Here is a 26,790-nt window from a genome sequence, read left to right on the forward strand (position 1 = left end):
GGCCAGGGCGGCGCGCGGCCCCTTGAACATCGGCTACGTGGAATACCCGGCCGCCGACGGCTTGCATGCCTACGCGGCCGTGCCCGTCGTGCTGGAACTGGAGCAGGCGGACGTGAAAAATCCCGCGCTGGAAGTGCAGGCGGCGGGGCGCACCCTGGGGCGCGTGGCCCTGGCGCGGCCCGTGGCGACGGGCGCGCATTACGGCAGCCGCCACTGGAGCGCGACCATCCCCGCCGCCTGGGCCATCCGCGGCGCCAGCTGGCGCGCCATCGCCGACGGCCACGAGGCCAGCGCGCCGCGCGCGCTGCCGCTGGCCGACTAGGCAGGCAAGGACACGGGACGCGCGCCTGCCACCCGTCAGGCGCGCGGGACTTCCCCAGTACGGGATGGTTTGGGACCGCGCGACACGCCCGGTCCCGGGAAAGGAATCACCGCAATGTCAACTGTCTTGCCGATTCAATCACTGCAACGCCTGGCCGCCGCCTGCGTCCTTGGCCTCGGTCTTGGCCTGGGCGCCGCGCCCGTGGCCCAGGCAGCCATTTCCGCCAGCACGCCGTTTCCCGCGTCCGATGCCAGCTATGGCTGCTATCGCATCCCCGCCGTCGTGACCTTGCAGAATGGCACCATCCTCGCCTTCGCGGAAGGCCGGCCTTCGGGCTGCGCCGACTTTGGCAATATCCAGGTGGTCATGAAGAAAAGCCTCGATGGGGGCGCGACGTGGTCGGCCCTGTCCGTCGTGGCGTCGAATGGCACCCTGCAGGCCGGCAATCCGGTGCCCGTGCTCGACACCATGGACCCCGCGTATCCGGGCGGGCGCCTGTTCCTGTTCTATAACACGGGCAATGCCAGCGAAAGCACGATCCGCAACGGCGGCGCGGGCGTGCGCGAGCAGTGGGTGGTGACGTCGACGGATGGCGGCGCGACGTGGGGCAGTCCGTCGAACATCACGGCGCAGACGGCGAAGATCGGCGCGGCGCCGTACAACCACGCGGCCGGCTGGCGCACCCTGGCCATGGGTCCGGGACACGGCGTGCAGATGCGCTCCGGGCGCCTCGTCGTGCCGGGCAATTTCACGGCGGGGCCGCCGCAGACGGGCTATGCGGATGGCCGCGCCTATGTGTTCTATTCGGATGACCATGGCGCCACTTATCAGATTAGCAATGACACGGGCTACCCGTCGGCCAACGAGTCGACGGCGGCCGAACTGAGCACGAGCCAGCTGATGATCAACAGCCGCGACCAGAGCGGGCTGACGAAAAAGCGCATCGTCTCCGTCAGTTCCGACGGCGGCGCCAATTTCAGCGCCGGCTTCGCCAACGCCACCCTGATCGATCCCGTGTGCGAAGGCAGCCTGCTGAACCTGGGCTGGAATGGCAAGCAATACCTGTTCCACGCCAATCCCGCCTCCACCACCAGCCGCAACAACCTCACCGTGCGCGCCAGCAAGGACGACGGCCAGAGCTGGCCGTTTTCCCTGCTGATCACGGCGGGCGCCTCCGCCTACAGCGACCTGACGCAAGTAGATGCCGGCAATATCGGCATCCTGTATGAAAACGGCAGCAACGGCATCCGCTTCATGAAGATACCGCTCGGTACGGTGATCACGGCGCCCTGAGCCGTCCACGTCCTCCCCTGTTGTTCCCTGTTACCCCCTCTTTCCCGCCCTGCTGCGCAGCGGCGGGTTTTTTTTGGCTCTGTCCTCGGCAAGTAGGGGAACCTTATTGAAGGCAACGTTGGGAGCGTTCCCACACTTGACGGTGACATCGCCGTTTTTTTCACCCTTCGATCCCGCCCGCGACCAGCCCCGCTGCCGCCGCCATGGGTAGCCACAGCAGGGCATCGGCCAGCACCTCGTCCTGCGCCCTGCCGCTGGCCTGGGCCGCCGCCTGCGCGCAGGCAGGCAGGGGCGCGCCGCCGGCCAGCGCCTGCAGCCAAAAGAATTGCCAGGGCTGCAAGTCATGCATGGTGATCCGGTAATGCAGGCGGCTAATGGCCACGTGGCAGGCTGCCGGTTCCGGCGGGGCCGGCATGGCCTCGCTTGGTGCCGCCTGCGCCTGCTGCCAGAAGGCGGCCACGGGGAAGCTCAGGGCCAGCAACCGCAGACAGGGCGCCACGGCCACCTGCGTGCCCTCGCCCAGCAGCCAGGCCAGGCCGTCGGGCATGGCCTGGCGCGCCCGCTTTTCCAGGCCCGGCGCCCGGCCCGCCTCGCTGCGCGCCCGTTCCAGCCGGGCCAGTTCGACGGGGAAGCGCAAGGCGGCGGCCTTGTCCCCCGCGCCGGGCTGGCTGGCAGCCAGGAAATCGGCAAAGCCGCCACCCAGGTCGTACAAGGTGGTGGACGTGGATGGGTGGCGCCAGACGTAGGCGCGCGCAAAGAAGGTGAACAGTTCTTCGCCCATGACCCGGCGCAGGACGGGATAGTCGGCCTGCAGGCATTCGAGCAGGCGCTGCACGTAGCCGTCCGCATACACATGCAGGGGCGCCGGGCTGCCCCGCGCGGCCTTCAGTACCTGTTCCTGCGTCCAGCCGTGGCGCTGCCGCGCCAGCGCCACGCCGCGCGCCGTGCCGCCCGGCGCCGTCATGGCCGTCAGGAACCACGCCTGCAGCTGCGCCAGCGGCGCGGCCTTGCCGTCCGTGTCATGCATGGGCAGTCTCCAGGTGGAAACCCAGCGGCGTGGATACGGCACCGCCCGCGGCCGTGGCCGCCGCGGCCTCCGCGAACTGGCCCCGCTCGGCCGCGCGCGCCTTGTCCAGTTCCAGCAGCAGCTGCGGATACGGCGGAATGTTCGCATCCCACTCCAGCAGCGCGGACACGCCGCCCGTCAGCTGCTGCGCCAGCGCATACAGGCGCCAGACGGCGGCCGGCACGGGCGCATCGTGCGTGTCGATCAGCATGGCGCCGCTGACCGTCGGCCCCGCCAGGTGCAGCTGCACGATGTGGGCATGGGGCAGCTGGCGGATGTAGGCGGCCGCGTCATAGCCGTGGTTATGCGCGGACACATGGACGTTGTTCACGTCCAGCAGCAGGCCGCAGCCCGTGTCCTGCGCCAGGCGCCCGAGGAATTCCCATTCCGGCATGCTGGACTGGGCAAATTCCACGTAGCTGCTGGGGTTTTCCAGCACCAGGGGACGGCCGAGAAACTCCTGCACCTGGCGCACCCTGCCCGCCACGTGGCGCAGGCTGGCCTCGGTAAGGGGCAGCGGCAGCAAGTCGTGGCTGTTGAGCGAGGCGGCGCCCGTCCAGCACAGGTGGTCGGAAATCCAGGCGGGATGGATCTCGTCGGCCAGCTGGCGCAGCTGGCGCAAATAGCCCAGGTTGAGCGGGTCGCTGCTGCCGATGGACAGCGACACGCCATGCATGACGATGGGCACCTGGGCCGCCACCACGTCCAGCACATGGCGCGCATAGCCGTGGTTGCCGATGAAGTTTTCGCTGATGATCTCGAACCAGTCCACCTGCGGCCCGTGTTCGAGGATGTGCGCGTAATGGAGCGGGCGCAGCCCCACGCCCAGGCCCAGGTGTGGCAGGCCCAGGCGCGGGGACGCCGCTGGCTTGGCGGCCGCCTTCATCAGGTCGACGGCGGCAAGGCCAGGCGCAGGTCGGTCGGCGGCGGCGGCGCGCCCACGGGCGTGCCGCGCGCGGCCATCACCTTGCCGTACGCTTCCCAGGCCTTGTCATAGACGCTGTCGCCCAGCGAGAACGACATGGTCTCGTCCAGCGGCAGGTTGTGGTGCTCGGGCGCCGGGCCGAAGTCGTACAGCACCATGGTGGCGGCCTGGGGCGGCGTCTTCTTGGTGGTGTTCGGATACAGCTGCGAGGCCGAGATCGGCACGGCACAGCCGCCGAAGCCGCCGCATTTGTTGTCGCTCGGCGCGCTGTACGGCCCCGTGGGCACACCGCACAGATTGTCTGCCGCTGCCGCCACCTTGACGCCGTGCCCGCAGTTCGAGCCGCCCGAATCTAGCTGCGCAAAGCCGCAGCCGCCCTGCGCGTGGCAGCCGTTGGAGCCCTTGCACGTATGGTAGACGGCCAGCGCCGCGCACGTGTCCGATGCCTCGCCTGCCAGGTGCATGCCCTGGCAGGCATGGTACAGCACATCCTTCTCGACCTTCGGCACGCCCGTCGCCAGGTTCGGCGCCTGGCCCAGCACGGCCCAGCAGATGGCCATGCGGTCGCCCGCGCCCACCATCGACGGATACGGGAAGGCGGTTTTCTGCTTCTGCCAGTAGGTATCGAGCACGGAGGTGATGCCGTAGATGGCGCCCGTGGCCACCGTGCTCAGCATCGTCAAGGTGTCGCTGCGGTCCTTCAGGCGGTTCAGCGCGCCCGCCACCTGTTCCGGCGCGGGGATATTCGTGGGCGCCGTCAGCGGGTTGTAGCGTTCGTTGGTCAGCATCTTCTCCGTCCAGCGATGGCCTTCCCGGTGCCATTGGGGCCACGTCTTGACGGGCAACATGTCCTTCACCTGGCCGAAACGCTCGTAATGGTCGTAGGCGGCGCTGTCGTGGCGGGCGTGCGCGTCGCGCGACTCGGCCTCCTTGCCATCATTGGCGTACGAGGGATAGTCGGCCTTCAGCGCTTCCAGGTCTTCGCGGTAATCGGGCTTCACGGCCATCAGTTGGGCCTGCAGCCGGCGGCGGTAGCGCGTGATGGCCGTGTCGCTGCCCTCGCCCTGGTCCGTGATGGCCGCCATCATGTCGATGGCCTTGTTGAAGGAGCGGATCTGGCCGCCATCCTGGTCGTCCGGGCCGAAACAGGTATCGAACTTGGGAAATTCCGCCTGCTCGTGGCCCTCGCCCTTGCTGTTGAACATATCCTGCTGCACCGAGCCGTTGACGAACAGCTTTTGCCACAGGGTCGCGCCATCCTCGTACTCGATGCTGATATAGCGCGCATAGCATTCGTACATGTAGCCGATGGTGCCGAACAGGGGCAGGTCATGCACATGCTTGCCCGGCGTCCAGCCATCGAACGGTACGTCGGGGAAATATTTGGTGTGGTTGTGCTTGTCGAACTCGGCCAGCTGCCCGCGCGCCTGCTCTTCCGGCTGCTCGATGGCCAGGAACAGGTCGCACTGGTTGCTGTTGAGCTCTTCCAGGGCGACGCGCACGTGGCGGTAGCCGGACGTGTCCTGCAGATCGACGATGTGCGGGATCACCGTGCAATCCTTGCCGTAGCACGTCCAGCCGTGTTCCAGCGACTGCAGTTCCGAGCCCGTGAAGCACGGCGCCGCGCCGATGGCCGTCGACAGGTTGGCCGCCATCTGCAGGTGCAGCATTTCCTGGATGAAGACGCTGAAGATGACGTTGAAGGCTTTCTGTTCCGGCGTTTCCGGCTTCGCCGTGGTGCTCATGCCCGGCCACTGGCGGCCCTCGTAGTAGGTGATGCCCTGCGAATTGATCTGGTGCGTGCCCTGGATCGAATACATGGTGGCCATGTACAGGGGAATGGTAAACAGTTCAACGCTGACGGCCGCCTGGGCGATGGCGCGCACGGCCGCCGTGTCCGTGGCCAGCATGTCAAGCGGGCGCCCGGTGATGGGCGCCAGTGGACTTCCTAAGACGGGCATTTTCATTCTTGTCTCTCCACAGGATGGATGCGTTTCAGAGGTAGGCCAGGCCCGCGCCCGGCTGCGTGGCGCTGGACATGGCTGACACATAATACGCCTGAGAAAGATATTTTTGCGGCAAGATTTACATGCCTGACAGGGATTTGATCTGCATCAATTCAGCTGGATGTCCAGCGTAAAAATAGACGCTTTAAGCGGCCATTCGATGACAATTGAATAGAATCGGCAAAACGCGCGCGTGTATAAGCGCCGCACCGTCCAAGGCCGGCGCGTCGCTTGCATATCGATAGTCAGGCGGCCGGCGGCGGCTGGGAGGCGCAAAAGCCGGGCCACTGCTCGCGGCTGTCGCACACTTTCAGGCAGCCCCGATTGTCCTTGAACGTGGCGACGACCTTGATGGGAAAGCCATAGCGTGGCGTGGTGGCCAGGAAGGCGGACGGGCAGCTTTGCGCGTTGCTGAAGCGGAAAGTGATTTCTTCGCGGCGGCCCTTGCGCGCAAAGCTCAGCATGAAGGTTTCATTGCTGTTCCACTGCGCCTTGCCCGGCACGCGGAAGCGGTAGCGGGGGCTGCCCGGCTGCTGGCCGTCGACGTGTTGGCCATCAACCCGCTGGCCGAAGACGCGGCTGCTGGCCGTGGCCGTCTCGACCTTGGCGACCGGATACACGACGGCAAACATGTAGGTGCCGGCAAAACCCTGGTCGAAGCCGAGGCCCTTCTGGTAGAACGGCACGACGATATGCGGCGCGCCCCCGTATTCCACGCTGTTGCGGGACGTGGTGCGCGAGGTCAGCTTGTCGTCGGGCGCTTGCCCGAAGACGACGTCCACTTCCACCAGGGCCTCGCTCTTGTCGATGTCCTGCGCCAGATAATCCCTGGGGGCGATCTCGCTGTGCACGCAGCCGGCCAGCAAGACTGCGGCGAGGCAGCCGGCGATCAGTTGAGGCTTGCTCATGGCTGTTTTCCTTCCGGCGGCACGGAAGCAAGGCCCAGGCCCGTCACTTGCCAGCCGCCCTTGCCTTGTTTCCATTGAAATTGCTGGCCGAACCAGGCCAGTTCCAGCTCGCGCCGGATGCGGTTGCTATCCGTGCGGCCCTGGCGCGCCTGGATGGCGGCGCCCGCCTGCGCGGAAGCGGCATCCGAGATCGGTTTCAGCCACCGTTGATACGTGTCTGGCGGCAAGGCCAGCACGCCGGCCACGCCGTCGTCGCGCGTGGCGACGATGATCCCCACCTTCGTCGGCGCATTCGTCAGCGCATTCGTCAGATACGCGCCGCGCCGCCCGTCGGGCGAGACGGAAACCAGCATGGCGGGCGCGTAATCGCCGGTGACGCCGCCCGGCACGTCAAACCACAGCAGCTCGCCCGTGCGCGTATCGAGCGCGCGGCCATCGCGGGCGAACAGCAGCACCTCGGGACGGCCCGGCTGCGGCACGCCCCATTCAGGGTCGCGCTCCGTGCGCACCATGTTGTCGCGCTGCAGGGGGCTGACGGGGCGCATCAGCGGCTCGCCGTTCTGCACGCCGATGAGGATGGTGCCCTGTCCCGTGTAGCCCTTGGTGAATGCCAGCAGCATGGGCTGGCCCTCGCGCGTGGCCGCCAGGGGCCGCACTTCCACCACTTCGCGCGCGCCGCCGGGCCAGTAGCCGTGCTGCCGGAAAGACAAGGTAACGAGCGCGTCGTGGCGGTCGCTGGTGACGATGAAATCGCCGTATTGCTGGCTTGCCGGCACATACGGTGCCTGCGCCTGCGCGGCCGGGACGATGGCGGCCGCCAGCGCGGCGGCGGCCAGTCGGCGTAAAGGAAAGAACAGCATCGCATCCTGCAAGGGTCGCACCGGGCGAAAGACGGCCATCATAGACGATTCATCGCCAGTAGCACTGTCCAGTTGCCAACATCAATGGCGCTGGATTTCGATCAGCTCGATCTCGAACAGCTTGGGCCACAGTTTCCCCGTCACGAACAGGCGCTTGCCGTGCGCATCCCAGGCGATGCCGTTCAGCACGGCGTCGGGATTGGCCGTGCCCCGCTGTTCGGGCGGCAGCAAGCCCGTCAGGTCGATCCAGCCGACCACCTTGCCGCTGGCCGGGTCGATACGGGCGATCACGTCGGCGCCCCAGACGTTGGCAAACAGCTGGCCATCGACCATTTCCAGCTCGTTCAGCCGGTCGATGGGGCGTCCCTCGGCCTTCACTTCGAAACGGCGCACTTCGGCCAGGGTTTTCGGGTTCAGCACGCGGATGGCGGCCGTGCCGTCGCTCATGTAGACGAACTTGCCGTCGCTGGCCAGGCCCCAGCCTTCGCCCTGGTAGCTGAATTTGCGTTTCAATTTGAAGGTCTTCAGGTCAAACACGTAGCCCGTCTGCGAAATCCACGTCAGGCCGAGGAGCTCATCGCCCACGTCGGTGATGCCTTCGCCAAATACATTCTTGTCGAGCATGCTTTTCTGCAAGACCTTGCCCGTCGTCAGCTCCACCTTGCGCAGGGAGGACTGACCGTTCTGCCCCGTGCTTTCATACAGGTGGCCATCCTTGAACAGCAAGCCCTGGGTGAAGGCCTGGGGGTCGTGCGGATAGGTATTCTTGACGAAATAGCCATACACGGGGATGGCGGCCTGGGCATGACCCATTTCGCTCATCAGGCCTACGGTGCATAACAATCCCAGCAGCAATGAGCCGGCGGTGCGTTTGATTTTGGCTGTAACCTTGGCGTGGATATTCATCGGTTCGGGCGGAAGTTGGGATTCGCCTATTGTAAACGTGCCGCGTCCGCCATGTGCGCCCTGACGAGCTCCAGCCAGGCGCGCGCCGCGAACGACAGCCGCCCGCCGCGGCGCCAGGCCAGCATCAAATTCCACTCCACGGGCGGGCCGGCCAGGGGAATCACGTCAAATTGCGCCGGTTCCAAGGTGTCGCAATACATCTTCGGCAGCAGGCAGATGCCCACGCCCAGCCGCACCAGCGAGGCGATAAAGTCCCACTGGCCGCTGCGGCCCGTGATGCGCGGCGCGAAACCGGCCCGCTGGCAGGCATCCAGCACGATGTCGTTGAGGGCGAAGGCCGCGCCGTAGAAGATGAAGGGGCTGTCGGCCAGCTCGGCCAGGGCCACGGACGAGCGGCCCTGCCACGGCGAGCCGGGCGCGGCCAGCAGGCACAGGGGCGAGCGCACGAGGGGCAAGGCGTCGAAATCCTGCCAGGTAGCCGCATTGCCCGGGTAGTCGAGCATGGTGCCCAGTTCCACCGTGCCAGTGCGCAAGTCGCGCTCGATGGCTTGCGTGCCGCTTTCATACATTTTCAGCTCGATGCCCGGATAGCGCTGGTGGTACTCGGCCAGCCATGGCGCCATGGTCGAATGCGTCTGCGGCGACACGCCGACCCGCAATTCTCCCCGCTCGAGGTGTTGCAGGTCGCGCAATTCCACCTTCAGTTCCGCGTGCAGGGCCAGCAGTTCATGGGCGCGCGACAGCACCACCTTGCCCGCGTCCGTCAGGGTAAAGCGTTTACCGGCGCGGTCCAGCAGGGCCAGGTCCAGCGACTGTTCCAGCTGGGCAATCATCTTGCTGACGGTGGGCTGGGTCACGTGCAGCTTGCTCGCGGCCCGCGTAAAACTGTTCTGCTCGACCACTTCGACGAAGTAGCGCAGGGAGCGGATATCCATGATGCATTCCAAACTCGAATGATAATCATGAGTTTAAGTCATTTTATCTTTTGATGTTGGGTCCCTACAATGAAGCCTTCCCCCTGCCGTTTGAAAGCCTGCCGTGAAAGCCGTCCCTTGTTCCACCGCCGCCCCACTCTCCATCCCCGCCTGGCGTCAGCCTGCCCAGACCGCGTGGCAGGTCGGCATCCTGATCGCCGCCTGGTGGCTGGCCGACTCGGCTGCCTCGGCCCTGCACTTGCCGTTTTCCGGCGGCGTCGTGGGCCTGTTCGTGCTGGTGGCCCTGCTGCTGGCGGGCTGGGTGCGCCCCAGCGCCATCGAACTGGGCGCGAACTGGCTGCTGGCCAACATGCTGCTGTTCTTCATTCCGCTGGTGGTGTCCGTGGTGCAATTTACGCAACTGCTGAAGGCGCAGGGCTTGATGCTGTTCGTAAATATCGGCCTGGGCTTTGCCAGCGTGATGCTGGCCACGGCGCTGACGGTGGAAGGGGTGTGCCGCTATGAACGCAAGTTGCGGCTGCAAAAATTGCTGCGCCAGCGCGCAGCCCGGGAGGCAACATGAGCACCCTGCTCCTGTCGCTGCTGTTCCTGCTGCTGACCCTGGTGCTGTTCTATGCCAACCAGGCCCTGCACCGCCGCCACCCGCATTTCTTGCTCACGCCCGCCATCTGCACCTCGGCCATCCTGATCGTCATCGTGCAAGCCACGTCGACGCCATTCGCCACGTATTTCGGCGAGACGCGCTGGCTGCCATGGCTGCTTGGCCCGGCCACGGTGGCGTTTGCCCTGCCCATCTTCCAGGAACGCAAACTGATCCGCAAGCACTGGCTGGCCCTGAGCCTGGGCAGCTGCGCCGGCATCGCGGCATCGCTCGCCGCCACGCTGCTGCTGGACCGGCTGCTGGGCGTGCATGGCGACATGGCGCGCAGCCTGCTGGCCCGTTCCGTCTCCACGCCGTTCGCGCTGGAAGCGTCGCGCCACATGGGCGGCTCGGCGCAGCTGACGGGCATCTTCGTGGTGATGACGGGATTGTTCGGCCTGATGCTGGGTAAACCCTTGTTAAAACTGCTGCCCTTGCGCATGCGCATCGCCCGCGGCGCCCCGTACGGCGCAGCCGCGCACGGTTTTGGACTCTCCGTGGCGCGCAAGGTGGGCACGGAAGAAGGCGCCGTGGCCAGCCTGACGATGATTTTCTCAGGTGTCGTGACGGTGCTGCTGGCGCCGCTGCTGGGGCATCTGCTGGGCTAGCGCCCCGCCGGCAGCGCCTGCATGCCCTGCACGATCAGGTCGATGCCCGCCAAAAAATCTTCGCGGTCGTCGTGGGCGCGCAACTGCCCCGCCACCTTGCGGGCGAATGGAAACGCCTGCGCGTCGAGGCGCGACCAGGCCCCGGCCAGGGTGTCGAGAAAATGCGCGCGCTCCAGGCCCTGCTCCCGGGCGATGACGGCATTGGCCGCATTCTGCCCGCTCACGCCCAGCAGATAATTGAGCAAGGCGCATGCCGCCATCCACTGCCGCTCCTGCGGCACGCCCAGCGCATCGACCTGCCCGCCCAGGCGTTCCAGGATGCGCACGGTGGGCAACTGGCCCGGCGCGCGCGACAGGGCCGAACCCAGCCATGGATGCGCATCCATGGCCTCGAACACGGCCAGCGCCACGGCGCGGATGCCCGCCTGCGGCGTATCGCCGGGCGGAACGGCATCCATGGCGCGGGCGACGATGGCGTCGCTGGCGGCCGTAAACAAATCGTCCTTGTCGGCCACGTGCCAGTAGATGGCGCCCGCCCCCGTGGCCAGGCGCGCGGCCAGGGCGCGGAAGGTCAGGCCGCCCTCGCCGTCGGTGTCGAGCAGGGCAATGGCGGCGTCGATGATGGCGTCGCGCGTCAGCGAGGCGGCGCGTCTTGATGGGGTCGCTACATTGTTCAGCATCGCTTATCTTGACACAGATGGCGGCGTGCCGCAAAATTCTTATGGAACGACGTTCCATTATAATTTCAACCAGTCATTGCCAGCGGCAAGGAGCATCATGCATATCACCATCATCGGCGCGGGCCTAGGCGGGCTGATGCTCGCCCGCGTGCTGCACGTCCACGGCATCGCCGCCACCATCTATGAAGCGGACGCCTCGCCGCAGGCGCGCAGCCAGGGCGGCATGCTCGACATCCACGGGGAGAGCGGCCAGCGGGCGCTGCAGGCGGCCGGCCTGCATGACGCGTTTCGCGCCCTCATCCATGCCGGCGGCCAGGCCAGCCGCGTGCTCGACCGGCATGGCACGCTCCTGCTCGACGAAGGCGACGACGGCACGGGCGGGCGGCCGGAAGTGCCCCGTGGCGCCCTGCGCCATCTGCTGCTCGACGCTCTGCCGGCCGGCACCGTGCGCTGGGGCCACAAGCTGGCCGGCGTCACCGTGCTGGACGGCGGCCGCCACCTGCTGCAGTTTGCCCATGGCGCCACGGCGGCCAGCGACCTGCTGGTGGGCGCGGATGGCGCCTGGTCGCGGGTGCGGCCCTTGCTGTCGAGCGCGCAGCCCGCGTACTCGGGCGTGTCCTTCATCGAAACCTGTCTGCACGACAGCGACCGCCGCCACCCGGCCAGCGCGCACGCCGTGGGTAGCGGCGCCCTGTTCGCGCTGGCGCCCGGCAAGGGTATCCAGGCCCACCGCGAACCGGATGGCGTGCTGCATGCCTATGTGGCCCTGAGCAAGCCAGAGGAATGGCTGGCCGCCATCGATTTTAGCGATGCCGCCGCGGCCCGTGCCCGCATCGCCGCGGAGTTTGCCGGCTGGGCGCCAGCCCTCACGGCCCTCATCACGGATGCCGACACGCCGCCCGTGCCCCGTCCCGTGCATGCCTTGCCGGTCGATCACTGCTGGCCCCGCGTGGCGGGCGTGACCCTGCTGGGCGACGCGGCCCACCTGATGGCGCCCGCCGGCGAGGGGGCGAATCTGGCCATGCTCGACGGCGCGGAACTGGCGCAGGCGCTGGCGGCGCATCCGCACGACGTGGAAGCGGCCCTGCTGGCGTATGAAACGGCGCTGTTTGCGCGCAGCAGCGCGGCGGCGGCCGAGTCGGAGCGGGTGTTGCGCCTGTGCTTAGGCGACGATGCGCCGCACAGCCTGCTCAATTTCTTTGCCGAACAGCAATAAGCCAGCCAGGGCAATCCTCGCGGCTGGCAGCGCAAACCCCCACGCCAGCCGCGTTTATCGGGGATAATACGGCTTTCCCCATTCCCAGCGTCCGTGCCACGATGAAATACCCAGCAGTCCTTCCCTTCAGCGACATCCTGCCACGCCTGCATGAATTCGATGCCATCATCGACGTGCGCAGCCCGTCCGAATTCGCGGAAGACCACGTGCCGGGTGCCATCAACCTGCCCGTGCTGAACGATGCAGAGCGCGTGCGCGTCGGCACGCTGTACAAGCAGACCAGCGCCTTCGAGGCGAAGAAGCTGGGCGCTGCGCTGATCGCGAAAAATATCGCGCAACATATCGAGGAAGGTTTCCTCGGCCACCCGCAGCACTGGAAACCGCTCGTCTACTGCTGGCGCGGCGGCAACCGCAGCGGCGCCATGGCGCACATCCTCGCGCGCATCGGCTGGCCCGTCACGCAGCTCGATGGCGGCTACAAGGAATACCGGCGCCACGTCAATGCCGAGCTGGCCACCCTGCCCGCCCGTTTCGATTTCATCAACGTGCTATGCGGTCCCACGGGCAGCGGCAAGAGCCGTTTGCTGCAAGTGCTGGACCGCCAGGGCGCCCAGGTGATTGACCTGGAACGCCTGGCGGCCCACCGCGGCTCCGTGCTGGGCGGCTTGCCGGAAGCAGAGCAGCCGTCGCAAAAGGCCTTCGAGAGCGCCCTGTGGCAGCAGCTGCGCCATTTCGACCCCGCATCTCCCGTCTTCATCGAATCGGAAAGCAAGAAAGTGGGCCGCTTGCGCGTGCCCGACGCGCTGATGGAACAGATGCGCGCGGCCGCCTGCACGGACGTCCAGCTCGATACAGCCCAGCGCGTGCAGCTGCTGATGCAGGATTACGAACATTTCGTCGGCGACGCCGAACGCCTGAACGTGCAGCTGGCTTTGTTGACGCAGCTGCATGGCAAGGAGAAAATTACCCATTGGCAAAATCTCGCGACGGCGGGCCGCATGGCCGAACTGGTGGAAGCGCTGCTGGTGCAGCATTACGACCCCGTCTACCGGCAATCGATCGCCCGCAACTTCAGCCGCTACGCCCAGGCGACGCCGCTGGCCTTGCCCGATATTTCAGAACATACCTTTGAGCAAGCCGCGCGCGCATTATGTGCTATCGTCGGCGAACCCCGTGCCGCCAGCGCCGCGTAAGCGCCGGCGCAGCTTTTAGTGACCTTTTTGAGCAGGATGACGACCATGTCCGATAGCATTCCAACCCCCATCCGATTGACCGAATTTGCCCATGGCGGCGGCTGCGGCTGCAAGATCGCGCCCGGCGTGCTGGCCGAGATATTAAAGGGCAGCGGCGGTTTTCCCCTGCCGAAGGAGTTACTGGTCGGCATAGAAACCTCCGATGACGCGGCCGTGTACCAGCTCAACGACGAGCAGGCGCTGATCGCCACGACGGATTTCTTCATGCCCATCGTCGACGACCCGTTCGACTTCGGCCGCATCGCCGCCACCAACGCCATTTCCGACGTGTACGCCATGGGCGGCACGCCCATCATGGCCCTGGCCCTGGTCGGCATGCCGATCAACAAGCTGCCCGTGGAAACCATCGGCCTCATCTTGAAAGGCGGCGAAAGCATCTGCGCCGAGGCGGGCATTCCCATCGCGGGCGGCCACACCATCGATTCCGTCGAACCGATCTATGGCCTCGTCGTGCTGGGCCTCGTCCACCCGTCGCAGGTGAAGCGCAACGCGGGCGCGCGTCCCGGCGACAAGCTGGTGCTGGGCAAGCCGATCGGCGTGGGCATCCTGTCGGCCGCGCTGAAGAAGAATGCGCTGGACAAGGACGGCTACGCTTCGCTGATCGCCAACACGACCAAATTGAATACCCCGGGCAAGAAACTGGCCCTGCTGGACGGCGTGCATGCGCTGACGGACGTGACGGGCTTCGGCCTGCTGGGTCACGCGCTGGAACTGGCGCGCGGCGCCAAGGTGCAGGCGCGCATCGCCATGGATGCCGTGCCCCTGCTGCCGCAGGTGCAGCAACTGGCGCAGAACGGCAACATCACGGGCGCATCCAACCGCAACTGGCAGGGCTACGGCGCGCAAGTGGCGCTGGCCGACAGCCTCGGCGCCATCGACAGGGCGATCCTCACGGACCCGCAGACGGCCGGCCCCCTGCTGGTGGCGTGCGCGCCGGAAGCCGTCGAGCAAGTGCTGGCGATTTTCCGCGCCGAAGGCTTTACCGACGCCACCGTCATCGGCGACGTGCTGGAAGGCAGTACCGGGGTTTCCGTCATTTAATGAACCATTTTTTTGCAAAGGCAGTCCCATGACCACGTTTTCCAACAAATTCCCCGCCATCCTGGCCACCGTCGCCGCCACCCTCGCCATCCACAGCGGCCTGGCGCAGGCGCAGCAAGTGCTGCGCGTGTCCGCCATCCCCGACGAAGCGCCGACGGAATTGCAGCGCAAGTTCAAGCCGCTGGGCAGCTATCTGGAGAAGAAGCTGGGCATGAAGGTGGAATTTACGCCCGTCACCGATTACGCGGCGTCCGTGGAAGGCTTGATCAATCACAAGCTGGACATGGTCTGGTTCGGCGGTTTTACCTTCGTGCAAGCGAACGTGCGCAGCGGCGGCAAGATCGTGCCCCTGGTACAGCGCGAGGAAGACACGAAGTTCCGCTCGGTTTTCGTGACCACCAGCAAGGACATCAAGCAGTTGTCGGACCTGAAAGGCAAGAACTTCACGTTCGGTTCGGAATCGTCGACGTCCGGCCACTTGATGCCGCGTTACTACTTGCTGGCCGCCAAGATCAACCCGGATACGGACATGAAACGCATCGCGTTTTCCGGCGCGCATGACGCCACCGTGGCGGCCGTGGCCGGCGGCAAGGTCGATGCGGGCACCCTGAACATTTCCGTGTGGGAAAAGCTCGTGGAAGCGAAAAAGGTCGACCCGGCCAAGGTGCGCGTGTTCTACACGACGCCCGGCTACTACGACTATAACTGGAGCGTGCGCGCCGACATGAACCCGGCCGTGCGCCAGAAGCTGACGGACGCCTTCCTGGCCCTGGACCCGTCCACGCCGGAAGGCAAGGAAATCCTCGAACTGCAGCGCGCCACGAAGTTCATCCCCACCAAGGCGGAGAACTACAAGGATATCGAGGCGGCCGCGCGCAATGCGGGTTTGCTGAAGTAAGAATCAACGCTTCCTCGCCAGTGGTTTTCCCAACCCAAGGGCGAAGAGCCGGGGGCGGACCCTCAGGGCCCATCCCCGCTCTTGCTCCGGGGTTAACAATAGTTTTACATCGACACATCGCATGACATTCCAACTTCACAAGGTCAGCGTCCACCACGCGGGCGCCGCCGGCCATGCGCTGGCCCTGCGCGAGCTGGACCTGGACGTGGTCCAGGGCGAACAGATCGCCCTGATCGGCCCCTCGGGGGCCGGCAAGACCAGCCTGCTGCATACCCTGGCGTGCGCGCTGCGCCCCGCGTCCGGCACCTTGGCCATCCTCGGCACTTCCCCCTGGCAACTGGCCAGCCGTGAACGCCACGCCTTGCGCGCGCGCCTGTTCCTGGCGCCGCAGACCCCGCCCCTGCCGCCGCGCCAGCGCGTCGTCAACGCCGTGCTGGCGGGTCGCCTGCCGCAGTGGAGCTTGTGGACGGCCATCCGTTCGCTGGTCGCGCCCGTCGACCCGCGCGCCGCGTGGGAAGCCCTGGGCAAATTCAACCTGCAGGACAAGCTGTATGCGCGGGTCGACCGCCTGTCCGGCGGCGAACGCCAGCGCTGCGGCATGGCGCGCGCCCTCGTATCGGATGCGGAAATCTTCCTCGTCGACGAACCGCTGTCCGCGCTCGACCCCACCCTGGCCCTGCAGACCATCGCCGTATTGCAGGCCGAGGCGACGCAGCGCCACGCCACCCTGGTGTGCAGCCTGCACCAGGTGGAGATCGCCCGCGCCTGTTTTCCCCGCATCGTTGCCTTGCGCGATGGCAAGATCGTCTTCGACTTGCCCGGCGCCGAGGTCAGCGACGCCATGATAGAGCAGCTGTACCGCAACAAGGCCGATCCCGCGCCCCGGTTCGAAGCGGTGGAGGCGAACCTGGACGCCGCGAGGCCCCTGTGCTGAAGAGCACCGCCCTGCCGCGCGACCCCGCCTGGCGCGGCCGCCTGACCGCCACTGCCGTCGTGCTGCTCGTGCTGTGGCCCATGCTGGTGCAGGCCGAATTCAAGCCGTGGATACTCTGGGATGCGCAAAGCCTGGCCGCCACCTGGCAATTTATCGCCAGCTTCGTGCCGCCCGCCCACTCGGCGCAATTCCTGCAACTGGTGGCCACGTCAGCCTGGGAAACCATCGCCATGGCCACGGCCGGCATGGCGCTGGCCATGCTGGGCGCCATCCCATTGACCTTGCTGGTGACGGAACGATTGTCGATTTCGCGCATCGGTTCCGGCCAGGTATCGCCGCTGGCCGCCGCCGTGCGCCACGCCGTCCGTGCGCTGCTGGTGCTGCTGCGCAGCGTGCCGGAACTGGTGTGGGCATTGCTGCTCGTGCGCATCGTGGGACTGGGCCCGACGGCAGGCGTGATCGCCATCGCCCTCACGTATTGCGGCATGCTGGGCAAGGTCTACGCGGAAATTCTCGAATCGTCGGACGCGGCCGCCTGCAACGCCCTGCTGCACAACGGCAGCGGCCGCCTCAAGGCCCTGCTGTACGGCGCCTTGCCCGAATCGGCCGCCGAACTCGTGTCCTACACGATCTACCGCTGGGAATGCGCAATCCGCGGCTCCGTCGTCATGGGCTTTGTCGGCGCGGGCGGCCTGGGGCAGCGCATGGATGAATCCATGAAGATGATGGCAGGCAATGAACTGGCCACCATGCTGATGGTCTTCGTGCTGCTGGTGGCGGGCGCCGATGCCGTGTCCGCCATGCTGCGCCGGAGGCTGGCATGAAGACGGAACCGATGTTGCCCGTCCCTGCGCCAGTGCGCTGGTCGACCTGGGCCTTGCTGGCCGGTTTATTGCTGCTCGTCATCGCCAGCTTCGCCACCCTGCCCCTGAAATGGGACGAGTTCTTCAGTGCGGACGCGCTGCGCACCACGCGCGACTTCCTGCACGGCTTCGCCCCGCCCGAGCTGGCGCCAGCCTTCCTCATGAAGGTGGGCGTGGCCACGTTTGAAACGCTGGCCATGTCCGCCATCGGCACGGTGATTGCCGCCGTGCTGGGCGCGTTGCTGGCCTTGCCCGCCAGCGGGCGCTTCGGCAACGTGGCGCGCAACGCCACGCGGGGCGTGCTCAATGTGCTGCGCTCAATTCCCGAACTGGTGTGGGCCTCGATCCTGCTGATCGCCGCCGGCCTGGGCCCGTTCGCCGGCACCCTGGCGCTGGCCCTGCACACGGTGGGCGTGCTGGGACGCTTGTTTGCCGACGCCTTCGAAAATTGCCCGCCCTTGCCGGCCGCCACCTTGCGCATCAATGGCGCCCGCCCCGCCATGGCCTTCTTGTACGCCACCTTGCCGCAGTGCAGCCCGCAAATGATGTCCTACACCCTGTACCGCTGGGAAAACAATATCCGCGCCGCCGCCATCCTCGGCGTCGTCGGCGCGGGCGGCCTGGGGCAGATGCTGAAATACCATCTGTCGCTGTTCCAGATGCCCAGCGCCGCCACCGTCATCGTCGCCATGCTGCTGATGGTGGCGGCCGTCGATGGCCTCAGTTACGTGCTGCGGCGCGCCATGACGCGCTGATTCATTTTTCTATAGATAAAGGATGCCCATGTCAGGCTGGTGGATCATTATCTCGACAGACACGCCGGAACAACTGGCCGACATGACCCAAGTCAACAAGGCCGCCTTTCTCGCCACCTGGGAACCGGCAAGCTGGCATCCATTGGAAGGCGGCATGTCCCGCAGAATACCAGGCGGCCATCCTGCAAGGCTTGCACGAGGGCATGAACGACGCTTTCCCCCACTATCCGGCAAACCGCGGCATGTGGATCACGGCCGTGCTGGTGGACGACGTCAACTCCTCGCCCGATGCCTTTTACCGCGCGGGCTTGCTGGTGGTCGCCCAGGCCAGGGCAATGCTGGAACTGTCAGGACGCACATACAACACGGCCCGAGCAAATTTGCGGGAACGGCGGCAAACACGTCGGCGATCCTGTTAATATTGCCAAATACTTAAATGACTGGCGCTACCCCATGGACAAGCGCCATGCCGTTCAAGCATGACGGACGTATTTTCCTGCGCTGCAGGCCACTCTTGCATAGGCTGTCAACACCATGAAAAAACTGCTTCTGGGCGCCCTCGCCGCCTGCTGCGCGCTGCATGCCGGCGCCGCCCCCATCGAAGACTTCATCGGCACGTGGAAACTGGAACGCACTACCGTGCCCAATTATGTCGTCATCAAGCAGGAGGGCGAGCGGCTCGTGGCGCTGCGCTACTCACGCAATGTGCTGACCAACAAGATCACCGAGCGGCGCTTTCCCGCCAGCTATGCCAACGGCGACGTCACCATTGCTGCGGGCGAAACAGTCATCGAGGCGCGCAGCGTGAACGACGTGGCGACCGTCACGATGCTTGCACAAGCGTACAAGAAGATATCCTCGTCCACGGCCGCGCCCACCAGTTAAGGAATGCCGCAGCGTTGAAACCCATACTCATCCGCCCCACCACCGCCGGCGACTGGCCGGCGCTGAAATCTACGCGCCTGGCCGCCCTGCTCGACGCTCCGACAGCCTTCGGCGCCAGCCATGCCAGCGCGGCAAGCTTTTCCGATGCGGACTGGCAAGAGCGCGCCATCAGCACGCCGCAGCGCACCTTCTTCCTCGCCTTTGACGGAGAGCAAGCCATCGGCCTGGCCGCGCAAGTGGTGGGCGCCAATGGCGAGTGCCACCTGATCGCCATGTGGGTGCATCCCGAATATCGGGGCCTGGCCGTGGCGCGCAAGCTGGTCGATGCCGTCAAGCGGTGCGCCGTGGATAACGGCCATCTCCGGCTGGTGCTCGACGTGGCGCCGGAAAACACCCGCGCGGCCGCGTTTTACCGGAAACAGGGCTTTGTCTTCTTGCCGGAATGGGAGCCGCTGGAAAGCCATCCCCATATCCAGGTGCAGAAGATGGAGTGGCGGGAACCTGCATAGGCATTAACAGTGGAAAGATAAAACGCGATGCGACGATCTATTGCAACACTCCTGCTATTAATAACTGCCCTTGCCGGCGAGGCGAACGCCTGCAATATTCCAGCCATCGTTCTTGAATACGCCAGCGCTTTCGCTCAAACACAGGTGGAAGATAAACAATCCTCCACGCCGCCAGCCGAATACGCGCAATGGTTCTTTCAAGGTTTGATTCACCCATCGGGCGGAATCGTGACGCAATCGGCCCCCATGCGTGACGCCTACACGAATGGCCAGCGCTATTGGCGCGATCATTCGTCCGAACGCGCCAATATCATGGCAGGCTATGGCTACCTTGCCGTCGAGCGCGATGGCGTCTGGTCGCGGGGCTTTGAAAAGAGCGCTTTCCAACCTGCCCCTGTTGACCTTGGCATTGACGCCGGCGCATGGTGGCTTGACTCCTTCGGCGGCGTTGCGTGGCGGGACGTGGGCCTGGTGCCGCCCAAGTCAATGTATGAACAACCGCGCGTGCATATTGTCGGTTATCTCAGTCCCAAAGGTCATTATGGCCATCTGGGCGTCTATGAGCGCGAGGTATTGGTCATTTCGGGAAATACCGTGACAGCCATCTCACCGATGGCGAATCCGGAAAACAGCGGTTTCCGGCATTCCATTCATCCCAATTGACACTCTGTCTTAAAAAAAGCCATTCGCCTTCATTTCTTTCTACACTCATGCCAAGGTTAACTTGACAAGCAATGACTTGAGATTCAAATGAACAGGATGAATATGCGCGCAATCAAAAAAGCTGGTCTTCTGCTGTGTTTATATGGCGCCGTGGTGCAAGCTTCCGCCAATCCGGATCAAACCACGGAACAACCCGGCCAGGATGCGGCCGCGTCCGTCAATGTCAAAGGCATCCGGGATCCGGACTGGAAACCCTACAGTGCCATGCTCAAGGGCGTCAAACGCTTCGAGGAAAAGCACGCGCTGGCGCCTGGCGCCGAGTTGAAATTCATCCTGGAGCCGCGCCGTGCCGATGTCGACATGCACGCCATTGCGCTGCGGCTGGAAGGCAACGACGTAGGCATGGCGATACCGCTGGGGGAACGCAATATCTTCACCTTGCCCGTCGAGCAGGGTCCCTTGTATGACAAGGCCGAGCTGACCTTGAACCGCAAGGCGGGGTCGGTCAGGTGGATACCCTACGTCAGGAGCGCGGCCACCAGCGACACCATCCGCCGCCTGGGCGACCTGCGGCTGGCATGCGAGGTCCATTGGGCCATCGACAAGGAAACCTTGCCGTTTGCGATGCGCACCACGATGAGCGCATTGGGCGGGCCGTGCAATTTCGTTTCGCAAAAGGGCACCTACAGCTTTTCCGAAGGGCGGCGCATCACGGCCGCGACGATCAGCTACAACGGCAGAATCGCACCCGTGCCCTTCAGCGGCACGTCGTTTACGCCGCCGCTGCGGGAGCAGGACTGGAGCGACGACAGCGTGCTCGACCTGACGTTCGCCGACGACTAGCCGGCGCGGCGTCTATTTCACCCGCTGCTTCTCCAGCTTGCGCGCCAGGGTGCGCCGGTGCATGCCCAGCCTTCTTGCCGTTTCCGAGATATTGAAATCCGTCTCGGCCAGCATTTCGTGGATGCGTTCCCATTCCAGGGTCTTGATGTTGGTGGCGCGGTTGGTCAGTTCGATGTCGGCGTTGCCGGCCACGTGGCCGAAGGCTGCTTCGATGTCGTCCGTGTTGGACGGTTTCGCCAGGTACTGGCAGGCGCCCAGCTTGATGGCTTCGACGGCCGTGCCGATGCTGGCGTAGCCCGTCAGCACGACGATCAGCATCTCCGGGTCATGCTGGTGCAGCATCTGCACGCAGGCCAGGCCCGAGGTGTTGCCGTTGAGTTTTAAATCGACGACGGCATAGTCGGGGCAATGCTGTTCCAGCAAGGCGCTCGCCTCGTCGAAATTCGTTGCCAGGATGACCTGATAGCCGCGCCGCTCGAACGAGCGGCCCAGGGTGCGGGCAAACGCGGCATCGTCTTCCACGATCAGTAACAGACGGTCATCCTGCATGGGGGTCGCTTTCTCTTTCCAGTTTGATGGCCGCCAGCGGCAAGGCCAGGTGCACCACCGCCCCGCCCTGCACCCGGTTGCGCGCCGTCACCGTACCGCCTAAGGTACGCGCGACATTCACCACCAGGAACAGGCCCAGGCCGCCGCCGGGCTTGCCCTTGCTGCTTTGATAAGGCTTGCCCAGGTGCGTCAGCATCGACGGCTCGAAGCCGGGGCCCGCATCGGTAATGACCAGGTGCAGGGCATCCGCTTCACGCGTCGCTTCGAAACGCAGCCACTCCGGCGACGCTTCCAGCGCATTGTCGAGCACGTTGCAAATGGTTTGTTTCAGGGTCGAATCGAAGACGACGGGGACGTCGTGCTCGATGCGGTTATCGTACTCGAAATCGTGGATGGGGCGGCTGCTGCGCCACTCGTCCACCAGGTCGTTGAGGAAGGTATTGATCGTCGTTTTCACGGACGATTCGCCGCGCGCCTCGCCCGCCGACAACAGGATGCCGCTGACGATGCTCTTGCATCGCTGCAACTGCGCCTGCATTTCCGTGATCTCTTCCAGCAGTTCGTCATTCTTGCTCAGCTCCGGCATGCGGCGCCAGTCGCCGAGGATGACGGACAGGGTCGCCAGCGGCGTGCCCAGTTCGTGCGCGGCGCCTGAGGCCAGCAGGCCCATGCGGATGATGTGCTCCTCTTCCGCCGCGCGCTGGCGCAAATCCGCCACCTTGGCGTCGCCGGCCCGCTGGTTGCGGTTGATGCGCGTGATGAACACCACCAGCAGGGCGGCGTTCAAAATAAAACAGATCAGCAAGCCCTGCACGTACAGGCTGGAAAAGCCCCGCTCCGGGTCGATCGGCAGGATCAAGGGGCCGGGCAGCAGGGCCAGCCCCGCCAGGCACAGGCTGGTAATGGCCACCATGATCCACGTCGACCACACTTCCAGCAGGACGGCACTGAGGATGACTTGCAACAAATACAGGAAGGCAAACGGATTGGTGATGCCGCCGCTCAGATAGAGCTGGGCCGTCAGCACGGTGACGTCGACCAGCAGGGCCAGGAAGAGTGCCGTGTTGGAGACGGGCTGGCGCTCGTGCCAGCGCAAGAGGCTGGCCAGGTTGAAGGCGATGAGGCAGGACAGCACTTCCAGCATGTAGGGCACGGGCAAGGCGATGCCCAGTCCCACGCCCACGCCGAAGATGGTGCTGATCTGGCCGATGACGGCCAGCCAGCGCAGCTGGATCAGCAGCTTCATGTTCTGGTGGCCGGCCGGATGTTCCATCTCGGCCGCCACCGCGCCGCGTTCCAGTACCTCGCGGTTGGGCAGTATCTCAATCCTGCCCGGCATGGTCGCTTTCTTGCGAAGGATCAAGGTTCTGTTGGGGCAAGCCTGCCTTGCGCGCGCGGCGGCGCTTGTCCTCGCGTACGATCCACCACGTGATACCGGCGACCATCAGGGCCAGGGCAAACCACGTCAAGGCATACACGAGGTGGTTGTTGTGGAAGGACACGACGGTCAGGCCGCCGACGGGGGCGTCACTGGCCGTTTCCGATTTTTCTTTCGCGTCGACGAAATATGGCGCCACGTTGGTGAGCATGTGCGAGGCGCCGATGGCGGCCACGTCGCGCGAATACCAGTGCTGCGTGGCAGGACTGTTTTCGCGCAAGAAACCGCCGCCCGTCTCGCTGATGCGCAGCAAGCCGTCGACCTCGACGATGCCGGGCGGCGTGCTGGCGCCGATGCTGGCGCGTTTCGGCACGAAGCCGCGGTTGACGAGCACGGTGTTGCCATCGGCCAGGCGCATGGGCGTCACCAGCCAGTAGCCGCTGCCCAGTGCCGTCGTTGCCTGCACCAGGGTATTGAATAGGGGGAGATAGGTACCGGAGAGTCGCACGTGGCGGTATTCATCCGTTTGAGGCGTAATGCTGGCCCAGGCTGCGGGTCCAGGGGCGTCCGTTGCGGGCGCATGTACGCGTTGTTCGACGCGCTCGATCAGGTCAAGCTTCCAGAACAGGCGCTTGACTTGCCAGGTGCCCAGGGCACAGAAACCGGCAAACAAGATCCCCGCCAGCAAGGCCAGTGCAATTTTTGAATACTGCACGGCCATGCCGCGTGGGCCTGGCGCGGCATCTTGCGATGCGGCACCAGGGGCGCGCCCGGTGTTGCTTGGGCGCGTATTACTCATCATGGAGCCGTTTTCGTATGCATGTACTCAGGCATCAGATCCGGCATCATGTTGTGGTTCATGTGGTACATGACCCACAGGGAACCGGCCATGGCAATGCCCACGATCATGATCGTGAAGATCAGCGCCATCATGTTCCAGCCGCCTTCCGACTTGGTGTTCATGTGCAGGAAGTACACCATGTGTACCACCACTTGCACCGCCGCGAACGCCAGCAGGACGAGGCCCATGGTGCCCGAGTTGGTGATGGCTTTCGTCATCACCAGCCAGAAAGGAATGGCCGTCAGGATGACCGACAGGATGAAGCCGATGGCATAGCTTTTCAGGCTGCCATGGTCGTGCTGGTCATGGTGGTGGCTGTCGCCGTGTGTGTGGTGGTCGCTCATGGCAGCACTCCCATCAGGTAAACAAAGGTGAAGACGCCGATCCAGATGACGTCCAGGAAGTGCCAGAACAGCGACAGGCACATCATGCGACGACCGTTTTCCGGGGTCAGGCCATGCTTGTTCAACTGGAACATCAGGGTCACGAGCCAGATCACGCCGAACGTCACGTGCAAGCCGTGGGTGCCGACCAGGGCGAAGAACGACGACAGGAACGCGCTGCGCTGCGGACCGGCGCCTTCGTGGATCAGATGAATGAATTCATACATTTCCAGCGACAGGAAGGCCAGGCCGAACAGGCCCGTGATGGCCAGCCAGACCAGGGTGCTGCGCAATTGCTTGCGCTGCATGGCCAGCATGGCGAAGCCATACGTGATCGACGACAGCAGCAGCATGGCCGTGTTGACGGCGACCAGCGGCAGGTCGAACAGCGCGGCGCCCGTCGGGCCGTCCGCGTAGCTGCGGCCCAGCACCGCATAGGTGGCGAACAGACAGGCGAAGATCAGGCAATCGCTCATCAGGTAGAGCCAGAAACCCAGCAGGCTGCCGTTTTCCGGGTGGTGCTCGCGCACGAAGTAGCTGCGCGAGCTTGGTGCGGCGCCAGCGGCGCCGGTGTTATGGGCGAGGGTATCAGACATGGCTGCTCAGCAATTTAGTATAAGCGTCTTCGGTACGGATGACTTCTTCCGCAGGAATGTAGTAATCGCGCTTGTAGTTAAAGGTATGGACGATGATGGCGGCCATCATGACCACGAAGCCGACGCTGGCGACGAGCCACATTTGCCAGATCAGGCCAAAGCCGACCACTGCGGACAGTGCGGCGATCACGAAACCGGCCCAGGTGTTCTTCGGCATGTGGATCTTCGTGAAACCGGACGTCGGACGCTGGTAACCGTGTTTCTTCATGTCAGTCCATGCATCGAGTTCATGCACTTGTGGCGTGAAGGCGAAATTATAGTCTGGCGGTGGCGACGACGTCGCCCACTCCAGCGTACGGCCGCCCCATGGGTCGCCGGTGACGTCGCGCAGGGCGTGACGGTTGCGGAAACTCACGTAGAACTGCATCAGCAGGGAACCGATGCCCAGCGCGATCGAGACGGCGCCAAACCAGGCAATGATGGTCCAGATTTGCAGGGATGGATCTTCAAAGTGGTTGACACGACGGGTCACGCCCATCAGGCCCAGCACGTACAGCGGCATGAAGGCCAGGTAGAAGCCGACGAACCAGAACCAGAACGAGCATTTGCCCCAGAACGTGTCGAGCTTGTAGCCGAAGGCTTTCGGGAACCAGTAGTTGATTGCAGCAAACACACCGAAGACCACGCCGCCGATAATCACGTTATGGAAGTGGGCGATCAGGAACAGGCTGTTGTGCAGCACGAAGTCCGCCGGTGGTACGGCCAGCAAGACGCCGGTCATGCCGCCGATGGTGAAGGTGACCATGAAGCCGATCGTCCACAGCATGGGCAGCTCAAAACGGATACGGCCGCGGTACATGGTAAACAGCCAGTTGAAGATCTTCGCGCCCGTCGGGATCGAGATGATCATCGTCGTGATGCCGAAGAAGGAGTTGACGCTGGCGCCCGAACCCATGGTGAAGAAGTGATGCAGCCATACCAGGTACGACAGGATCATGATGACGCAGGTGGCGTACACCATCGAGGCATAGCCGAACAGGCGCTTGCTGCTGAAGGTGGCAACGACTTCCGAGAACACGCCGAACAGCGGCAGGATCAGGATGTAGACCTCAGGGTGACCCCAGATCCAGATCAGGTTGACGTACATCATGGCGTTGCCGCCCAGTTCCGTCGTGAAGAAGTTAAAGCCGGCAACGCGGTCCAGCGACAGCATGGCCAATACAGCCGTCAGCACCGGGAAGGCGGCGACGATCAGGATGTTGGTGCACAGTGCGGTCCAGGTGAAGACTGGCATTTTCATCCAGGTCATGCCTGGCGCGCGCATCTTGACGATGGTGGCGATCAGGTTGACACCGGACAATAGCGTCCCGACCCCGGCAATCTGCAGGGACCATATGTAATAGTCTACCCCCACGTCCGGACTGCCGACGATGCCCGACAGCGGCGGATAGGCCAGCCAGCCCGTGCGGGCGAATTCGCCGACGAACAGCGAGGCCATCACCAGGACGGCGCCCATGGTGGTCATCCAAAAGCTGAAGTTGTTGAGGAAAGGGAAAGCCACGTCGCGCGCGCCGATCTGCAGCGGCACCACGTAGTTCATCAGACCCGTCACGAAAGGCATCGCGACGAAGAAGATCATGATCACGCCGTGGGCGGTGAAGATCTGGTCGTAGTGATGCGGTGGCAGGAAGCCGGCATTGTCGCCGAAGGCGATAGCCTGCTGGGTACGCATCATGAGCGCGTCGGCAAAGCCGCGCAGCAGCATGATCAGGCCCAGGATCATGTACATGATACCGATTTTTTTATGGTCGATACTGGTGATCCAGTCGCGCCACAGGGTACCCCAGACGCGGAAATACGTCAGCGCCGCAACGAGTGCGATGCCGCCCAGGGCGACCATCGCAAAGGTCGCCAGCAGGATAGGTTCGTGAAATGGAATTGCATCCCAAGTCAGACGGCCGAATATAAGCTTCGTCAGATCAATATGGTCTAGCATTGTTACTCTCAGAGAAAAAAGGGAGGCGCCAGGCAAGC

29 protein-coding genes and 1 pseudogene are annotated in these 26,790 nt (G+C 64.6%); 16 read left to right on the forward strand and 14 right to left on the reverse strand.

Features of this window, described 5'->3' with window-relative positions:
* Window positions 1-322: pseudogene (locus AC07VL_RS12450) on the forward strand (hypothetical protein); the annotation flags it as partial.
* Window positions 323-436: 114 nt separating this feature from the next.
* Complete coding sequence (locus tag AC07VL_RS12455) at window positions 437-1,615, forward strand: sialidase family protein (RefSeq protein WP_494806130.1); 1,179 nt, start codon at window positions 437-439, stop codon at window positions 1,613-1,615.
* Between the two features lie 160 nt (window positions 1,616-1,775).
* Here AC07VL_RS12455 and AC07VL_RS12460 read toward each other — a convergent pair whose 3' ends face one another.
* The 7 genes from AC07VL_RS12460 to AC07VL_RS12490 all read right to left on the reverse strand — a co-directional run bounded on the left by AC07VL_RS12460 (window position 1,776) and on the right by AC07VL_RS12490 (window position 9,221).
* Window positions 1,776-2,642: an HvfC/BufC family peptide modification chaperone gene (locus AC07VL_RS12460; RefSeq protein WP_494806131.1), complete on the reverse strand. Its 867-nt coding sequence runs from the start codon at window positions 2,640-2,642 to the stop codon at window positions 1,776-1,778.
* Complete coding sequence (gene bufB, locus AC07VL_RS12465) at window positions 2,635-3,567, reverse strand: MNIO family bufferin maturase (RefSeq protein ID WP_494806132.1); 933 nt, start codon at window positions 3,565-3,567, stop codon at window positions 2,635-2,637. The genes AC07VL_RS12460 and bufB overlap by 8 nt, the downstream gene beginning before the upstream one ends.
* Window positions 3,567-5,573, reverse strand: a complete 2,007-nt coding sequence (locus tag AC07VL_RS12470; protein WP_494806133.1) for a ferritin-like domain-containing protein — start codon at window positions 5,571-5,573, stop codon at window positions 3,567-3,569. Before AC07VL_RS12470 ends, bufB begins: the two co-directional genes overlap by 1 nt.
* Before the next feature lie 284 nt (window positions 5,574-5,857).
* On the reverse strand, window positions 5,858-6,520 hold the full coding sequence (locus AC07VL_RS12475) for a hypothetical protein (protein ID WP_494806134.1): 663 nt from the start codon (window positions 6,518-6,520) through the stop codon (window positions 5,858-5,860).
* A complete protein-coding gene (locus AC07VL_RS12480) occupies window positions 6,517-7,422 on the reverse strand; it encodes a hypothetical protein (protein WP_494806135.1) in 906 nt (301 codons plus the stop codon). The genes AC07VL_RS12475 and AC07VL_RS12480 overlap by 4 nt, the downstream gene beginning before the upstream one ends.
* A gap of 39 nt (window positions 7,423-7,461) precedes the next feature.
* Window positions 7,462-8,202 (reverse strand): glutaminyl-peptide cyclotransferase, encoded by a 741-nt coding sequence (locus tag AC07VL_RS12485; protein ID WP_494806136.1) that lies wholly within the window; start codon window positions 8,200-8,202, stop codon window positions 7,462-7,464.
* A gap of 110 nt (window positions 8,203-8,312) precedes the next feature.
* The gene (locus AC07VL_RS12490) at window positions 8,313-9,221 is read right to left on the reverse strand and encodes a LysR family transcriptional regulator (protein ID WP_494806137.1); all 909 of its coding nucleotides are present in this window, start codon (window positions 9,219-9,221) and stop codon (window positions 8,313-8,315) included.
* Window positions 9,222-9,324: 103 nt separating this feature from the next.
* Here AC07VL_RS12490 and AC07VL_RS12495 point away from each other — a divergent pair, with 103 nt between their 5' ends.
* Window positions 9,325-9,783, forward strand: a complete 459-nt coding sequence (locus AC07VL_RS12495) for a CidA/LrgA family protein (protein WP_494806138.1) — start codon at window positions 9,325-9,327, stop codon at window positions 9,781-9,783.
* Window positions 9,780-10,469: an LrgB family protein gene (locus AC07VL_RS12500; protein ID WP_494806139.1), complete on the forward strand. Its 690-nt coding sequence runs from the start codon at window positions 9,780-9,782 to the stop codon at window positions 10,467-10,469. Before AC07VL_RS12495 ends, AC07VL_RS12500 begins: the two co-directional genes overlap by 4 nt.
* On the opposite strand, the gene AC07VL_RS12505 is transcribed toward AC07VL_RS12500, so the two are convergent.
* The gene (locus AC07VL_RS12505) at window positions 10,466-11,149 is read right to left on the reverse strand and encodes a TetR/AcrR family transcriptional regulator (protein WP_494806140.1); all 684 of its coding nucleotides are present in this window, start codon (window positions 11,147-11,149) and stop codon (window positions 10,466-10,468) included. The genes AC07VL_RS12500 and AC07VL_RS12505 overlap by 4 nt on opposite strands.
* 97 nt (window positions 11,150-11,246) lie before the next feature.
* Here AC07VL_RS12505 and AC07VL_RS12510 point away from each other — a divergent pair, with 97 nt between their 5' ends.
* The 12 genes from AC07VL_RS12510 (at window position 11,247) to AC07VL_RS12565 (ending at window position 21,009) form a co-directional block, all read left to right on the forward strand.
* Window positions 11,247-12,365: an FAD-dependent oxidoreductase gene (locus AC07VL_RS12510; RefSeq protein WP_494806141.1), complete on the forward strand. Its 1,119-nt coding sequence runs from the start codon at window positions 11,247-11,249 to the stop codon at window positions 12,363-12,365.
* 101 nt (window positions 12,366-12,466) lie between these two features.
* Window positions 12,467-13,558: a tRNA 2-selenouridine(34) synthase MnmH gene (gene mnmH / locus AC07VL_RS12515; protein WP_494806142.1), complete on the forward strand. Its 1,092-nt coding sequence runs from the start codon at window positions 12,467-12,469 to the stop codon at window positions 13,556-13,558.
* A gap of 45 nt (window positions 13,559-13,603) precedes the next feature.
* A complete protein-coding gene (gene selD / locus AC07VL_RS12520) occupies window positions 13,604-14,659 on the forward strand; it encodes a selenide, water dikinase SelD (RefSeq protein WP_494806143.1) in 1,056 nt (351 codons plus the stop codon).
* A gap of 28 nt (window positions 14,660-14,687) precedes the next feature.
* The gene (locus AC07VL_RS12525) at window positions 14,688-15,557 is read left to right on the forward strand and encodes a putative selenate ABC transporter substrate-binding protein (RefSeq protein WP_494806144.1); all 870 of its coding nucleotides are present in this window, start codon (window positions 14,688-14,690) and stop codon (window positions 15,555-15,557) included.
* A 121-nt stretch (window positions 15,558-15,678) separates the two neighbouring features.
* On the forward strand, window positions 15,679-16,491 hold the full coding sequence (locus tag AC07VL_RS12530) for a phosphonate ABC transporter ATP-binding protein (protein ID WP_494806145.1): 813 nt from the start codon (window positions 15,679-15,681) through the stop codon (window positions 16,489-16,491).
* Entirely contained in the window at window positions 16,485-17,315 is an 831-nt protein-coding gene (locus AC07VL_RS12535) for a PhnE/PtxC family ABC transporter permease (RefSeq protein ID WP_494806146.1), read from the forward strand. Before AC07VL_RS12530 ends, AC07VL_RS12535 begins: the two co-directional genes overlap by 7 nt.
* Window positions 17,312-18,109, forward strand: coding sequence for a phosphonate ABC transporter, permease protein PhnE (gene phnE, locus AC07VL_RS12540; protein WP_494806147.1), 798 nt, complete (start codon window positions 17,312-17,314; stop codon window positions 18,107-18,109). Before AC07VL_RS12535 ends, phnE begins: the two co-directional genes overlap by 4 nt.
* A gap of 203 nt (window positions 18,110-18,312) precedes the next feature.
* Window positions 18,313-18,528, forward strand: coding sequence for a hypothetical protein (locus AC07VL_RS12545; RefSeq protein ID WP_494806148.1), 216 nt, complete (start codon window positions 18,313-18,315; stop codon window positions 18,526-18,528).
* Between the two features lie 115 nt (window positions 18,529-18,643).
* The gene (locus AC07VL_RS12550; RefSeq protein ID WP_494806149.1) at window positions 18,644-18,994 is read left to right on the forward strand and encodes a hypothetical protein; all 351 of its coding nucleotides are present in this window, start codon (window positions 18,644-18,646) and stop codon (window positions 18,992-18,994) included.
* 14 nt (window positions 18,995-19,008) lie between these two features.
* Entirely contained in the window at window positions 19,009-19,503 is a 495-nt protein-coding gene (locus AC07VL_RS12555; RefSeq protein WP_494806150.1) for a GNAT family N-acetyltransferase, read from the forward strand.
* 27 nt (window positions 19,504-19,530) lie between these two features.
* Window positions 19,531-20,166, forward strand: a complete 636-nt coding sequence (locus AC07VL_RS12560; protein WP_494806151.1) for a hypothetical protein — start codon at window positions 19,531-19,533, stop codon at window positions 20,164-20,166.
* Window positions 20,167-20,268: 102 nt separating this feature from the next.
* Window positions 20,269-21,009, forward strand: coding sequence for a hypothetical protein (locus tag AC07VL_RS12565; RefSeq protein WP_494806152.1), 741 nt, complete (start codon window positions 20,269-20,271; stop codon window positions 21,007-21,009).
* A gap of 12 nt (window positions 21,010-21,021) precedes the next feature.
* Here AC07VL_RS12565 and AC07VL_RS12570 read toward each other — a convergent pair whose 3' ends face one another.
* Genes AC07VL_RS12570 through cyoB form a run of 6 tightly spaced genes read right to left on the reverse strand, consistent with a single transcriptional unit; the run spans window position 21,022 to window position 26,752 of the window.
* Window positions 21,022-21,558: a response regulator transcription factor gene (locus AC07VL_RS12570; RefSeq protein WP_034788474.1), complete on the reverse strand. Its 537-nt coding sequence runs from the start codon at window positions 21,556-21,558 to the stop codon at window positions 21,022-21,024.
* Complete coding sequence (locus tag AC07VL_RS12575) at window positions 21,548-22,897, reverse strand: ATP-binding protein (protein ID WP_494806153.1); 1,350 nt, start codon at window positions 22,895-22,897, stop codon at window positions 21,548-21,550. The genes AC07VL_RS12570 and AC07VL_RS12575 overlap by 11 nt, the downstream gene beginning before the upstream one ends.
* Window positions 22,881-23,738: an SURF1 family protein gene (locus tag AC07VL_RS12580; RefSeq protein WP_494806154.1), complete on the reverse strand. Its 858-nt coding sequence runs from the start codon at window positions 23,736-23,738 to the stop codon at window positions 22,881-22,883. Before AC07VL_RS12580 ends, AC07VL_RS12575 begins: the two co-directional genes overlap by 17 nt.
* Window positions 23,735-24,121: a cytochrome o ubiquinol oxidase subunit IV gene (gene cyoD, locus AC07VL_RS12585; RefSeq protein ID WP_092797724.1), complete on the reverse strand. Its 387-nt coding sequence runs from the start codon at window positions 24,119-24,121 to the stop codon at window positions 23,735-23,737. The genes AC07VL_RS12580 and cyoD overlap by 4 nt, the downstream gene beginning before the upstream one ends.
* The gene (gene cyoC, locus AC07VL_RS12590; protein WP_494806155.1) at window positions 24,118-24,756 is read right to left on the reverse strand and encodes a cytochrome o ubiquinol oxidase subunit III; all 639 of its coding nucleotides are present in this window, start codon (window positions 24,754-24,756) and stop codon (window positions 24,118-24,120) included. Before cyoC ends, cyoD begins: the two co-directional genes overlap by 4 nt.
* Window positions 24,749-26,752, reverse strand: a complete 2,004-nt coding sequence (gene cyoB / locus AC07VL_RS12595; RefSeq protein WP_494806156.1) for a cytochrome o ubiquinol oxidase subunit I — start codon at window positions 26,750-26,752, stop codon at window positions 24,749-24,751. Before cyoB ends, cyoC begins: the two co-directional genes overlap by 8 nt.
* Window positions 26,753-26,790 lie beyond the last annotated feature (38 nt).

The sequence above is a fragment of the Janthinobacterium sp. GW821-FHT03C08 genome (assembly GCF_059420905.1).